Genomic DNA, 13,150 nt, shown 5'->3' on the forward strand with positions numbered 1-13,150 from the left:
ATTTTTTAAAATTCGGTAAAATATACTATACATCATAACTATCACTTGACCTCTTCTATAGCCTGAGCATCATATTCCTTGTCTAGTTCATAATTAAAATTTCCTTCTTCTACGACAGTGTCTTTAGTCCTTGGTTCATCCGGATAACTATCGTAAGTACCGCTTGCTTTCTCTAGCTTCATCAAATAATTCAATGCCCATATAAAGCCAATGATGATTGGTGCGTATAATACCCAGATTCCGTAATACCCAAACCATCTAGTAAGTGGAATTAGCCCATATGCTACAACTGCATACCCAATTGCAGTTGAGATTCCAAAGATTGTTGCTGCTGCAGTGAATCTTTTAGATATAGGAAAATGTTTCATCCACATCAACAAATTTATAGATATTATTTGTCCTATACCAGCCTGTAAAATAAATATCATATTCTCACCTCCTAGAACATGAATGTTTTCTAAGCAATATGGAGTTAATAGTAAAGTGAATAATAAAATAAAACCTAATACTATGGTGATATTAATTGGATGAATGAACTTATATAAATAAGCAAAAAAACTTACGATAAGCACATCTATAATAGAAAATTTAAAGTTATGATTTATTACCTGTTCAGCTGTCATTCCTAGACTATCTTTCATAAAGTCCCCTAAATAGATATATGATGTATAATATCCAAAGGGGCATAGTATTACTGCAATCATCATGGTCATACAAAGTCGCGCCCCTACTTTCTCAATTATATTACCATCATTTAATTGCTTATGTAGCTTTATCCTAGCCTTATAATTTACAAACTCTAAAGTCTCCCTAAGTCTTGTTCTTGCTACCAAACCTATTATTGCAATCCCAGCCCCTATAAAAAAAGCATATCTCCAACTGAAGTTTGAATTAAGCACAAGTGATGCTATTCCTAATGCAAACATACCTCCTATTTTTGTTTGCACGTCTATTAATCCATTTGCAACGTATTTATATGGTGATTTTAAAGTTTCTGCTAAATACACTCCTGCCCCAACTATCTCACCTAAGGATGAAAATCCTTGCACCATCCTGCATAAAAGAATTGCGACTGTTGCCCAAATTCCAACCTCTGCATATGTTGGAAATATTGCTATAGTTAAACAAGATCCTGCCATTAAAAATGTTGTGATCAGTACTGTATGCTTCCTTCCAATTGTATCTCCAATTCTGCCTATAATATAGCCTCCTACTGGTCTAAGTACAAATGTCATGCAAAAAGCAGTGACAGCAAGTAATTTAGCTATCATTGGGTCGGTTTTTGGAAAGAATAAGTCGTTTAGTATAGTTGATAAATGCACATATAGCGTTAAATCAAAGTATTCTAATAATGTACCCTATTGAAAGTAAAAAAACCGCTTCTTTTTGCGCTCTTGTGAGCTTTGTAGCCATAATTATATTTCCCAATGACAAATTATATGATACTGAAGCTATTAGTTATTTTTTATTAATTCAAGTTTTTTTATATATTACGCAATTATGTAAATCACTAGATTATAAGGTTAGATACTTTTATAAAAATTATAGATTTTTTGAATGTCAATCCACATCGTTTTTTTTTGCGAAGGTTGCCTTAGTAAATATGATGGATGAAATATAACAAATGTATCAATTGGGCTTTTTAAATAATCATTTTTGTATTTAAAAGTTTGATTTCTAAGTTGTCCCATTGGTGTTTTTACTCCAAGCAATGATTCTACTGCTGTACTACCAACCAATATAATGACTTTAGGATTTATAAGAGCAACATGCTTTTCAACAAATGGTCTGCAAGTATCAATTTCAGATGTTGTTGGCCTTCTATTCGCTGGTGGACGCCAAAATATGGTATTGGTAATATAACAACATGTTCTATCAATTTTAATTGCAGCAAGTATATTGTCCAATAATTTTCCACTTTGACCACAAAATGGTATACCATATTTATCTTCATTAGCTCCTGGAGCTTCACCAATTAGCATTATATCTGATTTGGGATTGCCATCAGCAAAAACTGTATTAGTGGCGTATTGTTTAATTTCTAAATAATCAAATTTCTCTACGACACTTTTTAGCTCTTCAATTGTATTGCATTTATCAGAAAGCTGTCTAGATGTGTCATTTAGCTTTGAATTTTTTAAATGTATATTTTTATTAAATTCATTTTTAGTGATTTCTTGCTGAGTTATTGACCTATCTTGAGGGATTTCATTCATGAAATAATCTATGCCTAATTCTTGGTACCATTCTAATAAAATTTTTTTGGGTGAATTCATGCGTAATTTGCTTAGTGATATTGACTTTACTTGATATCTGGGTTAATTAATATTCTCAAATATATATTACTGGTAAAAAATGTCTACAAAAAGAACTTATCAGCCTAGCAATATAAAATGCAAAAGAAGGCATGGTTTTAGAGCTAGAATGGCAACAGTGGGTGGTAGAAAGGTTATAAACAATAGAAGAGCAAAAGGCAGAAAGGAGTTGTCTGCATAATTGTATTATGTAATTTTTTTGGTTTAAGTTATTGAAATTAAGGAAGAGCAAAATTACCAAAAATTCGGCATATAAAGAGTTTTTTGTCAATTCAAACAAAATGGTTGGGAAGTATTTTGTAATACTCTATAAAGGTACCAAGGTTGAGGTTGATGAGCAAGTAAATTTCAAATATGGTATTACGGCTAGCAAGAAAATTGGAAATGCAGTAAAAAGAAATTGGTGCAAAAGGATGATAAGAATATTAGTAAAGCAAATTGATTTAGTAGATTTAACAAAAGATTTATGCATCAATGTGATAGCAAGAAAATTTATGATTGCTGAAAAATTAACAATACTAAAAGATGATTTTGACTGCTCTATAAAGAAGATAGTAGTGTATGAGAAAAAATCTAAATAAGATTATAAATGCGTTTTTTTTTGCATTGATAGCATTGTACCAAAATGTAATATCCCGGTTTATAAGTCCCTCATGTAGATATTATCCTAGTTGCTCAAATTACGCGAAAGATGCCATAAGGCAATTTGGAGTAAAGGGGCTATTTTTAATCCTTAAAAGGCTTTTAAAATGCAATCCATGGTTTCAAGGGGGATATGACCCAGTACCTGACAAAATAATTAAAAAAGGAAAGTATGAATAACAATGTAAGAACGGTTATAGCAGCAGTTTTATCAATGATAATTTTGATATTGTGGCAACATTATTTTTCTAAATCTACACCCACAAATAACAGTGAAAGCCAAATAAATAAAGAAAAAGCAATAGATGAATTTAAATTCGATAATACGGAGAATTTGGAGAACAAAATTTTGGATAAGCCTCAAGGTGGAAAAGTTGAGTTTAGTAATAATATGATAAGTGGCTCCATAAATCTAGTTGGTGCTAGAATTGATGATTTGATTTTACTTGAATATAAACAAACAGAAAAGGAAAACAGTAAGAATGTAGTGTTGTTATCCCCAGCTGGAACAAAAGAGGTTTATTATACTGAATTTGGTTGGCTATCAAGTGATAGAAACATAGAATTACCAAATAATAAATCAATTTGGAATGCGGATAAAAAAAATCTTAACCCTAATGAAAAGGTGACTTTATCATGGAAAAATAATTCTGATGTACAATTTTTTATCAGCATTACCTTAGATGAGAATTACATGTTTACAATAGAACAAAAAGTAATAGGTGTGAATAATGATTTTCTAAAACCATATGCTGCAATTAGTAGGGGGATATATGGTAATGGTAAAAGCGAGATGCTTATACATGAGGGAGGAATTGGGGTTTTTGATAATAAATTAAAAGAGGTAACTTTTGAAGATTTAGATCAAAAGAAATTGAATTTTTCTGACTCTGATAATGGTTGGTTTGGATTTTCAGATAAATATTGGTTAACCGCAATTATTCCTGAAAATTCATCTATTTCAGCAAAATTTTTGGGTTATAAAACCAATGAAGGAAATAGGTATCAAGCTGATGCAATTATAAATAGTAACAATCCTGATGGTAATTTCAACAGGTTACATTTTTTTGCTGGTGCTAAAAAGTTAAAGCTTTTGGATGATTATGAGAAAAAATACAATATAAAGTTATTTGATAGAGCTGTAGATTTTGGTGTACTGTATTTTATAACAAAACCAATATTCATAGCATTAAACTTTTTTCACTCTTTGGTTGGAAATTTTGGTGTGGCAATTATATTGCTTACCATTTTTATAAAAATTCTGTTGTTTCCACTTGCATACAAGGGATTTAAGGGAATGAATAAACTTAAAGAGCTTCAACCTGAAATGACTAAACTAAAAGAGCAGTGCGGTGGTGATAGTGTTAAGTTTCAAAAATCAATTATTGAGCTTTATAAAAAGGAAAAGGTAAATCCAATGTCGGGTTGTTTACCCATCTTATTGCAAATGCCTATATTTTTTGCCTTATATAAGGTGCTATATGTTACTTTAGAAATGAGACATGCAAAATTTTATTTATGGATAAAAGACTTATCTGCTACTGATCCGACAAATATTTTTACTTTATTCAGCTTAATTCCTTGGGATCCACCAAGTTTTCTTCATGTTGGTATTTTACCTATAATAATGGCATTGACGTTATATTTTCAACAAATGCTAAATCCACAACCTACTGATCCTACGCAGGCAAAAGTCATGAAATTTTTACCATTAATATTTTTATTCATGTTTGCATCATTTCCATCAGGTCTTGTATTATATTGGTCTTGTAGTAATATTCTTTCTATTACCCAACAAGTATTAATTAAAAGAATAACGAAATAGTGCTGTTAAGAAAAAAAGATAAAATAGTTGTAGCGATGTCAGGTGGAGTTGATAGTTCAACTGTTGCAGCAATACTTAACGACCAAGGCTATGAAGTAATAGGAGTCACTTTGCAGTTGTATGACGTGGGTGAGATGGCCTTAAAAAAGGGTGCATGCTGTGCTGGACAGGATATATATGATGCAAAAACGGTTGCAGATAAAATTGGTATTCCTCACTATGTACTCAACTATGAAAGTCTTTTTAGTGAAAAAGTAATAAAAGACTTTGCCGAGAGCTATATACAAGGTGAGACGCCAATACCATGTGTAAAATGCAATCAAAAAGTTAAGTTTCAGGATTTATATAAAATGGCTAAAGATTTGGGGGCAAAAGCATTAGCCACTGGCCACTATGTTAGGAAAGTTAATGTTAGTAATGAAAATTGGCTTCTAAAAGGTATTGATTCAAACAAAGATCAAAGTTATTTCCTTTTTACAACGACAAAGGAGCAACTAGATTTTTTAGAATTTCCACTTGGGGGATTTACTAAAGATGAGACAAGGATGCTTGCAAAAAAATATGAATTAAATACATCAGATAAAGCTGAGAGTCAGGATATTTGTTTTGTTCCAAATGGAAATTATTCAGAGATAATTAAAAAATTAAAACCAGAATCCTATGCTAAAGGAGATATTGTAAATTTGAACGGAAAAGTTTTAGGTGAACATGATGGCATAGTGAATTTCACTATAGGTCAGCGTAAAAGAATTGGTGTTTCAAATGATAAGCCGCTATATGTGATAAAAATTGATCCAAAAAATAATAGGGTTATAGTTGGTGAAAAAGAGGATTTAAAGTCTATAAAATTAAAGATTAAAGAGCTTAATTGGTTATCTAATAATGAGTATTTAAAAGATGATATTAAGTGCTCAGTTAGGTTAAGGTCAAATCATGAGGAAGTGGATGCAAATGTGAAATACTTAGGTGATGGATTTGCAGAGGTTGTGCTTGAATCATTTTATTATGGTATTACACCTGGTCAAGCATGTGTTATGTATGATGGTGATAGAGTGCTTGGTGGTGGATGGATTATTAGAGAAGATTATTAATATGAATTTCATAGATAAAATAGCGTGTTATATACAACATTCACTGTGGTCTAAAGTTACTTTGATAAATTATCTATTATTACCATTATCAGCTATTTATAGCCTATTTAGAAATTTGAGATATTATTTTTTTCAAACTCCAATAAAATTTAAAAGTAAAATAGTTTGTGTAGGTAATTCAATATCAGGAGGAGCTGGAAAAACACCTGTTGTAATAAGGTTGGTAGAGCTATTATCACAGGATAATAAATTAGATATTGCAGTTGTTACTAGAGGATATAAAGGAAATTTGAGTAAAAAAGTAGTAAAAGTTAATTTAAAAAAGCATTCATATAAAGAAGTTGGAGATGAAGCATTATTAATTGCAGAGTACACAACGGTTTTTATTTCTAAAAATAGAAAGCTAGCCATAAGAATGGCTGAAAAAAACGGTGCTAAAATTATTATTTTAGATGATGGATTTCAAGATAATTCAATTCATAAGGATTTTTCTATATTGGTAATTAGTACAAATATTTTTAAACCTCAAACAAATACTTTTTTAATTCCTGCTGGACCCATGAGAGAAAGTCTAAAAACTAGTATAGGGAAAGCTGATATTATTATTACCTCAGATGAAAATCATAAATTAGCAAAACATAAACTGATAATAAGTAAGGAATTATTTCATCAACAACAAGTGATAAAAAATCAAGAGGAAATTCAAAATAAGGAATTTGTATTGTTATGTGGAATTGCACAGCCGGAAAGAGTTGAAAAAACTGCAAAAAATTTAAATGCAAAAATAATTAAAAAATACTTTTTTCCTGATCATTATAATTTCTCACTTAATGAACTAGAAGAAATTTATGATGAAGCTAAAAAATTTAACTGTAAAGTTTTAACAACAAAAAAGGATTTTGTTAGAATTAATTCAAAATTTCATTGCAATACAGTTGTCATTGACTATTCAATTGAGATTAATGATGAAGATAGATTGATAAAAAAATTATTAACCTAATTTAATTTTATATGCTAAATTTAAATAAAATTTTTTAATGTATGTTCGCAAATATTGTTGAAATATTAGGTATAGTCTTGCCAATCGCCTTAAAAATTTTACTTTTAGTTGTTCCGCTTTTGCTATCAGTTGCATATCTAACATTAGCTGAGAGAAAAATTATTGGATGGATGCAATTAAGAAAAGGTCCAAATAGAACAGGTTTTCTTGGCTTATTGCAGCCTATTGCTGATGCACTTAAGTTAATTTTTAAAGAGCCTATTATACCTAGGGGAGCTGATAAATTTTTATTTTTACTTGCACCAATTATTACATTTTCATTAGCTATGATAGGTTGGGCAGCGATCCCTATTGATAATTTTGTTATAGCTAATCTTAATGTTGGGGTTATGTATGTACTCGCAATATCATCACTTGGTGTTTACGGAATTATCATAGCTGGGTGGGCCAGTAATTCAAAATATGCATTTTTAGGAGCTATTAGATCTGCTGCACAAATGGTATCTTATGAAGTTGCAATTGGACTTTGTATAATTTGTGTTTTACTTACAACAGGAACATTAAATTTAACTGAAATTGTTAATGCTCAAAAAGAGATGCCATTTTATATGGATTTGTTGCTTTTTCCTATGTTTGTAGTTTTTTTTATTTCTATTTTAGCAGAGACTAATAGACACCCTTTTGATTTGCCGGAAGCAGAATCAGAATTGGTGGCAGGTTACAATGTGGAGTATTCATCTATGCCATTTGCATTATTCTTTCTTGGAGAATATGCAAATATGATTTTGATGAGCTCTTTTACTGTATTATTGTTTATGGGTGGTTGGTTACCTCCATTTAAATTAGAATTTTTAAATTTTATTCCTGGATTTATCTGGTTTATTTTAAAAATTATGTTTTGCTTATTTATTTTTATTTGGGTCAGGGCATCAGTTCCAAGGTTTAGATATGACCAGTTGATGAGATTGGGTTGGAAAGTCTTTTTACCATTTACTTTAATTTGGGTCATTTTAATTGCCTCTATAGTTGTTTATACGTAAGTGGATTTTATGAAAAGGGCGGCTATACTATTACAAGATAATTTAGAAAAAATTGTGGAGGCTTTTTCTAAAGGTGAAGTTGCTTGCATACCAACTGACACAATATATGCAATGTCGTGTGATGCAATGAATGTGGATGCAATTGAAAGAATTTATCAAATTAAAAAAAGAGATTTGAATAAAACGCTACCAGTCTTTGTTGCAGATATTGAAATGGCCAAAGAATATGTTAAATTTTTCTCCAAGGAATTAGCATTTGCAGAAGTTTTCTGGCCTGGAGCCTTGACTTTCGTTTCTGAGGTAAATAATCAAAAAATTCCAAAAATCCTAATTAACAAAAATAAAATTGCTATTAGGGTGCCAAAATGTAAATTAATACAAAATATTTGTAAAAGCCTTAATAAGCCTATTATAGCAACAAGTGCAAATATATCAGCTCAATCAAGTATTATTTGTGTAGACGAGATAATAAAAAATTTTCACCATAAAGTTGATTGTATATTAGAAGATTTTAATATGAATAAAAAAAATGATTTAACTCCATCAACCATAATAGAGTTTATTAATGAAGATAAATTTAAAATTATAAGAATTGGAAAAATCTCAGAGGATGAGCTTAATAAGGTTATTAATTAGAATTAAGTGGCATATATTTGGTTTTATTTCACTTGTGGATATGATAAATACCCAGTTCCTTTAGACAGGGCAGGTACTTTAATATTTTTCTTTTTACTATTTTTTACTTCGATATTTATTACTTTTTATATCAAAATTTATCCTTTCCTTCCTATCTAGTTTTAGCACAGCCTCTGCTTTTATTGCATTTATCTTTTTTTGACTATGATGTTTTTTATGTGTGTAACAATATTCGTGATAACACATTGCGTTTATAAAAAATAATGCTATAATCTCACCGTATACTTTTTTTAAAGTGGCATTTGTTGCAATCTAGGTGTAATTAACGATGTATAAAACAGGGAAATTCAATTTTTTAGAAAATTTTATAAAGGGTATTAGCTCTTTTGGTAATTTTTATTATGGTGCTGTAAGGAAATTTCATTCAAATAGGCATGGTAATCTAGATGATAATTTTAATGATGTCACATTTATTATTAGTAAAAATTTTAATAAAATGAAAGAGCATAAAAATGAGGAAAAAAAACGTAAATTTCGAAATCAATACAAAAAGAAATAAAATAACAAACAATAATAGGTACGCTCACAAAAATACCAATAACTATAATAATAAATTTCCATCACCGGCAATTTTAGAGAGCTATGAAGAAATTTATCCAGGGTTCACCAAGGAACTAATGGAGTTAACAAAAATGGAGCAGGGACAAAAAGTTCAAAATCATGAAAATTGGGTGAAATCAATAAATGCAACATTAAGATTTGGTCAATTTTTAAGTTTTGTATTTAGCGTTATTGTGCTATATGTGTCTCTCAATTCATTTAATAATGGATCTGTTAAAACTGGGGCAATAATATTTATTACATGGTTTGTTTTTCTTCTTATAGTAAATATTAAATCAAATAAATTAACTGAAAAGTTATAGTGAGTTTTCAATCCTGATAGGGTGGAAGAGTTATGATTTGCCACATATCTATCTATGAATTATAAGTGGTTTTGGTGATGCTGACTAGCTTGTAAATTTAGCCTATTGGTTAGGTTAACTATTAATGCGACTTAATGATAAAATAGCATAGATTTATGGTATTATAATCACTGTTCACATTAAAATGAAAATTGATAATTGTCAAAAAATGTTAAATAGTGTATGGTTTGGAAAAAATAAAATAAATATTTTAGGTGCATAAGTTTAGGACACATAGGTGTGGTGATTTAAGTTTTAATGACATTGGCAAGTTAGTGAAGGTTTCTGGGTGGATACACAGAAAAAGAGATCATGGTGGGGTATATTTTATCGATTTGAGAGATCATTTTGGTATTGTTCAATTGGTTACTTCAGATCAAGATAACAGGATTCACACTATACCAAAAGAAGATTTTGACAAATTAACATCGCTAAGCTATGAGAGTGTAATAACAGTCGAGGGTAGGGTTGTTAAAAGGTCAGATGATACGATTAACAACGAAATGGCAACTGGTGAAGTTGAAATTGTTATTGAGAAATATATTGTTGAATCTGAGGCAGAGATATTGCCGATCAATGTAAATTCTACTCAACCTTTTCCAGAAGATTTAAGATTGAAGTATCGTTTCCTTGATCTAAGAAAAGATAAGATGCACCATAACGTTAAATTAAGAAGTGATGTTATAAAATTTTTGCGAAATGAGATGTGGAAGCAAGGTTTTTCTGAGTATCAAACCCCAATTTTAACAGCAAGTTCTCCAGAGGGAGCTAGGGATTTTTTGGTACCGAGTAGGTTAAATCCTGGGAATTTTTATGCTCTTCCGCAAGCCCCACAGCAGTTTAAGCAATTATATATGATTTCTGGATTTGATAGGTATTTTCAAATTGCACCATGCTTTAGAGATGAGGATGCAAGGGCTGATAGGGCACCTGGAGAGTTTTATCAACTTGATATTGAGATGTCGTTTGTGACACAGGAAGATATATTTGCTACACTAGAGATCATATTGTCAAACACTTTCAAAAATTTTTCTAATTGGAATATTTCCAGTTCTCCATTCAAAAGAATATCGTATGATGAGTCAATTTTAAAATATGGTACTGATAAACCTGATTTAAGAAATCCCATAGTAATAGCCGATGTTACAGATGTTTTTAAAGGATCAGATTTTAGCATATTTAATAATGCGATTGAAAAGGGTAGTGTAATAAGAGCAATTCCAATTCATAAGTGTGGAGATTTGAGTAGGGGTTTTTATGATAAGATGATTGCCTATGCTCAATCTGATTTAAAAGCAAAAGGATTGGCTTATATTATAGTTGATGAGAGCGGAAACGGCAAAGGGCCAATAGCAAAATTTTTGAATGATGAAAAATTTGTAGAGCTTAAGAAGATTTGCAATTTAAACCCTGGTGCTTCAGTCTTTTTTGCCTGTGATGTTGAAAAAATTGCTGCGTCAAATGCTGGTAAAATTAGAAATAAGCTTGGACATGATTTAGGGTTAATTAAAGAAAATGAATTTAATTTTTGCTGGATAGTTGATTACCCGTTTTACGAATGGAGTGAAGATGAAAAGAAATTAGACTTCTTCCATAATCCATTCTCTATGCCTCAGGGTGGTTTAGATGTTTTAAATAAAGCAAGTACAATAGAGGAAAAATTGAGCATTAAAGCATATCAATATGACATAATCTGTAATGGTATTGAACTTTCAAGTGGTGCTATAAGAAATCATCAATTACCAATAATGTATAAAGCATTTGAAAATACTGGGTATAGTGTTGAGCAGGTTGATAAGTCATTTCCAGCAATGGTAAAGGCTTTGAAATATGGTGCACCACCTCATGGAGGTATTGCCCCAGGAGTTGATAGGATGATAATGTTGCTTGCTAATGAACCAAATATTAGGGAAGTTATTGCATTTCCACTTAATCAAAATGCACAAGATTTGTTGATGGGTGCTCCATCTGAAGTTGATAAAAAATTACTATCAGAGTTAGGGCTATCGATTGCAAAAAAGGTAAAACAATAAAGCTAATTATTTAATGATTTTTGGTATTGGTTGCGATATAGTGGATATTGAAAGGGTTCAATCCACTTTAGATAAATTTAAGCATAAATTTTTAAATAGGGTATTTACAGAGCAAGAAATAAGATTAAGCAGATCAGTAAATAACGTTTTTTATTATGCCAAAAGATTTTCAGCTAAAGAGGCATATGCAAAGGCAGCTGGATGTGGAATAGGAAAAAAAATTAATTTTCAAGATATTGAAATATTAAATGATGAAAGTGGTGCTCCTTATTTTAGTAAACACCCGTTGCAAAAAAAAAATATCAGGGCTTTTTTATCAATTTCTGATGAAATTAAATATGCCATATCTTATGTAGTATTAGAGAAAAATGAGAAAAATTAATCATAAATTATAATCTTCTTGCTTTAAAGATAAGATATAGCTAAAATCCCCCAATTAAATATATGGATTTCCTAAAGCAATCAATGGTTATAGAGGTTGTGAAACAAGATGGGCAAATCAATATCCTAGTGGTAGAAGATAATAATTATATAAGAAATTTGACTATTTCATTACTGGAAATGCAACATTATAATGTTATATCAGCTTCAAATGCTTTTGATGCTATGGATTTAGCTATGTATTATAGTGCTAAATTTTTAGATTTAATTATAGTTGATTATCAGTTACCTGATTTTGATGGTATTGATTTTATAAAAAAACTAAAACTAAAAAAAGATTTTCAAGCTGTGCCTACTATATTGTTATCACAATATAGTAGTGAATTTTTAATTAATAATTGTATCGACAAAGACATCTTTCAAATGTTTCACCGTGTTATTTTAAAAACTGACATATATAGATTTTTAGTTCAAGAAGTAAAATTTTTGCTAAATAGCAACAAATAAATTCCCTAAATAAAATTACCTATTTAACAGCAAAATCAAAGTATTCATTTTTAAATGATTCGTCGATCAGTGTAAAATGCCACCATTCCTTCCATAAATTCTGAAACCCATATTTTTCCATTATTGACTTAAGCAGTAACCTATTTTTTTTAGCCTCACTTGATATATCAGCATTTGCAGTATTAAAAGTTTTATCAAAAAAGTCAAAAATAGTGCCCATCTCCAATTCATTAGTAGTATTTTTTTCAACTATCGTCAAATCAACGGTGCTTCCTCTAGAATGTGTTGAAAGGGTATCTGATATGTAATTACCAATTGTTTTAGAGCGATGGATATTTGGGTAATACATTTTTTTAATATCTGGATTATTCTCCTCAGAATTAGCCCAATCTATAAAACTCTTTGCAGACATTTTGGGTCTATAAGCATCAAAGACTTTCAAATTCAAGCCATATTGATTAAGCTCCGAGTTAATTTGTTTAAGAATGTTTGCAGCTTTTAATGTGATAATGCAGACTTCTTTTTCATATCCAATAACGACTTTACCAGTGAAATTATTGGTCGTAGCATACCTGATATCGGTAATTATCTCAGGTGCAATATCATTTAGGTATACGAAATCCTTATGCATAAAACTTAATTTTATTATCTATGATACTTCCTAGCTCAATAAAAGCAAGTAGTATGAAAAATATAAGGTCAAATAATTGTAGCCATA

16 protein-coding genes are annotated in these 13,150 nt (G+C 30.1%); 13 read left to right on the top strand and 3 right to left on the bottom strand.

Annotation, left to right across the window (positions count from 1 at the left end):
• Nucleotides 1-41: 41 nt before the first annotated feature.
• The gene (locus N3Z17_RS03510) at nt 42-1,322 is read right to left on the bottom strand and encodes an MFS transporter (RefSeq protein ID WP_282471359.1); all 1,281 of its coding nucleotides are present in this window, start codon (nt 1,320-1,322) and stop codon (nt 42-44) included.
• Nucleotides 1,323-1,523: 201 nt separating this feature from the next.
• Nucleotides 1,524-2,276, bottom strand: a complete 753-nt coding sequence (locus tag N3Z17_RS03515) for a uracil-DNA glycosylase (RefSeq protein ID WP_282471360.1) — start codon at nt 2,274-2,276, stop codon at nt 1,524-1,526.
• 79 nt (nt 2,277-2,355) lie between these two features.
• Between N3Z17_RS03515 and rpmH the strand changes: the two genes are divergently transcribed.
• The 13 genes from rpmH (at nt 2,356) to N3Z17_RS03580 (ending at nt 12,432) form a co-directional block, all read left to right on the top strand.
• Nucleotides 2,356-2,496, top strand: coding sequence for a 50S ribosomal protein L34 (rpmH, locus tag N3Z17_RS03520; RefSeq protein ID WP_282471361.1), 141 nt, complete (start codon nt 2,356-2,358; stop codon nt 2,494-2,496).
• A gap of 31 nt (nt 2,497-2,527) precedes the next feature.
• Nucleotides 2,528-2,896: a ribonuclease P protein component gene (locus N3Z17_RS03525; protein WP_282471362.1), complete on the top strand. Its 369-nt coding sequence runs from the start codon at nt 2,528-2,530 to the stop codon at nt 2,894-2,896.
• Nucleotides 2,877-3,137 (top strand): membrane protein insertion efficiency factor YidD, encoded by a 261-nt coding sequence (gene yidD / locus N3Z17_RS03530; protein WP_282471363.1) that lies wholly within the window; start codon nt 2,877-2,879, stop codon nt 3,135-3,137. The genes N3Z17_RS03525 and yidD overlap by 20 nt, the downstream gene beginning before the upstream one ends.
• On the top strand, nt 3,130-4,782 hold the full coding sequence (gene yidC, locus N3Z17_RS03535; RefSeq protein WP_282471364.1) for a membrane protein insertase YidC: 1,653 nt from the start codon (nt 3,130-3,132) through the stop codon (nt 4,780-4,782). The genes yidD and yidC overlap by 8 nt, the downstream gene beginning before the upstream one ends.
• Nucleotides 4,782-5,873: a tRNA 2-thiouridine(34) synthase MnmA gene (gene mnmA / locus N3Z17_RS03540; protein ID WP_282471365.1), complete on the top strand. Its 1,092-nt coding sequence runs from the start codon at nt 4,782-4,784 to the stop codon at nt 5,871-5,873. The genes yidC and mnmA overlap by 1 nt, the downstream gene beginning before the upstream one ends.
• Entirely contained in the window at nt 5,821-6,873 is a 1,053-nt protein-coding gene (gene lpxK / locus N3Z17_RS03545) for a tetraacyldisaccharide 4'-kinase (protein WP_282471366.1), read from the top strand. The genes mnmA and lpxK overlap by 53 nt, the downstream gene beginning before the upstream one ends.
• Before the next feature lie 41 nt (nt 6,874-6,914).
• On the top strand, nt 6,915-7,913 hold the full coding sequence (gene nuoH / locus N3Z17_RS03550) for an NADH-quinone oxidoreductase subunit NuoH (RefSeq protein WP_282471367.1): 999 nt from the start codon (nt 6,915-6,917) through the stop codon (nt 7,911-7,913).
• Nucleotides 7,914-7,922: 9 nt separating this feature from the next.
• On the top strand, nt 7,923-8,549 hold the full coding sequence (locus tag N3Z17_RS03555) for an L-threonylcarbamoyladenylate synthase (protein ID WP_282471368.1): 627 nt from the start codon (nt 7,923-7,925) through the stop codon (nt 8,547-8,549).
• A gap of 328 nt (nt 8,550-8,877) precedes the next feature.
• Nucleotides 8,878-9,108, top strand: coding sequence for a hypothetical protein (locus tag N3Z17_RS03560; RefSeq protein WP_282471369.1), 231 nt, complete (start codon nt 8,878-8,880; stop codon nt 9,106-9,108).
• Complete coding sequence (locus N3Z17_RS03565) at nt 9,062-9,472, top strand: DUF2335 domain-containing protein (RefSeq protein WP_282471370.1); 411 nt, start codon at nt 9,062-9,064, stop codon at nt 9,470-9,472. Before N3Z17_RS03560 ends, N3Z17_RS03565 begins: the two co-directional genes overlap by 47 nt.
• 254 nt (nt 9,473-9,726) lie before the next feature.
• On the top strand, nt 9,727-11,544 hold the full coding sequence (aspS, locus tag N3Z17_RS03570) for an aspartate--tRNA ligase (protein ID WP_282471371.1): 1,818 nt from the start codon (nt 9,727-9,729) through the stop codon (nt 11,542-11,544).
• Nucleotides 11,545-11,557: 13 nt separating this feature from the next.
• Nucleotides 11,558-11,926 (top strand): holo-ACP synthase, encoded by a 369-nt coding sequence (gene acpS, locus N3Z17_RS03575; RefSeq protein ID WP_282471372.1) that lies wholly within the window; start codon nt 11,558-11,560, stop codon nt 11,924-11,926.
• A gap of 62 nt (nt 11,927-11,988) precedes the next feature.
• Nucleotides 11,989-12,432, top strand: a complete 444-nt coding sequence (locus N3Z17_RS03580) for a response regulator (RefSeq protein ID WP_282471373.1) — start codon at nt 11,989-11,991, stop codon at nt 12,430-12,432.
• A gap of 19 nt (nt 12,433-12,451) precedes the next feature.
• Here N3Z17_RS03580 and N3Z17_RS03585 read toward each other — a convergent pair whose 3' ends face one another.
• Nucleotides 12,452-13,063: a M15 family metallopeptidase gene (locus N3Z17_RS03585; protein WP_282471374.1), complete on the bottom strand. Its 612-nt coding sequence runs from the start codon at nt 13,061-13,063 to the stop codon at nt 12,452-12,454.
• Nucleotides 13,064-13,150 lie beyond the last annotated feature (87 nt).

The organism is Candidatus Bandiella numerosa, from assembly GCF_029981845.1.
In the GTDB taxonomy this organism is placed as follows: domain Bacteria; phylum Pseudomonadota; class Alphaproteobacteria; order Rickettsiales; family Midichloriaceae; genus Aquirickettsia; species Aquirickettsia numerosa.

What these genes read in the sequence shown, in the direction of transcription:
- N3Z17_RS03515 (WP_282471360.1), bottom strand. Translation starts at nt 2,276, where the DNA reads ATGAATTCACCCAAAAAAATTTTATTAGAATGGTACCAAGAATTAGGC.
- rpmH (WP_282471361.1), top strand. Translation starts at nt 2,356, where the DNA reads ATGTCTACAAAAAGAACTTATCAGCCTAGCAATATAAAATGCAAAAGA.
- yidD (WP_282471363.1), top strand. Translation starts at nt 2,877, where the DNA reads ATGAGAAAAAATCTAAATAAGATTATAAATGCGTTTTTTTTTGCATTG.
- yidC (WP_282471364.1), top strand. Translation starts at nt 3,130, where the DNA reads ATGAATAACAATGTAAGAACGGTTATAGCAGCAGTTTTATCAATGATA.
- lpxK (WP_282471366.1), top strand. Translation starts at nt 5,821, where the DNA reads ATGATGGTGATAGAGTGCTTGGTGGTGGATGGATTATTAGAGAAGATT.
- nuoH (WP_282471367.1), top strand. Translation starts at nt 6,915, where the DNA reads ATGTTCGCAAATATTGTTGAAATATTAGGTATAGTCTTGCCAATCGCC.
- N3Z17_RS03555 (WP_282471368.1), top strand. Translation starts at nt 7,923, where the DNA reads ATGAAAAGGGCGGCTATACTATTACAAGATAATTTAGAAAAAATTGTG.
- N3Z17_RS03560 (WP_282471369.1), top strand. Translation starts at nt 8,878, where the DNA reads ATGTATAAAACAGGGAAATTCAATTTTTTAGAAAATTTTATAAAGGGT.
- N3Z17_RS03565 (WP_282471370.1), top strand. Translation starts at nt 9,062, where the DNA reads ATGAGGAAAAAAAACGTAAATTTCGAAATCAATACAAAAAGAAATAAA.
- acpS (WP_282471372.1), top strand. Translation starts at nt 11,558, where the DNA reads ATGATTTTTGGTATTGGTTGCGATATAGTGGATATTGAAAGGGTTCAA.
- N3Z17_RS03580 (WP_282471373.1), top strand. Translation starts at nt 11,989, where the DNA reads ATGGATTTCCTAAAGCAATCAATGGTTATAGAGGTTGTGAAACAAGAT.
- N3Z17_RS03585 (WP_282471374.1), bottom strand. Translation starts at nt 13,063, where the DNA reads ATGCATAAGGATTTCGTATACCTAAATGATATTGCACCTGAGATAATT.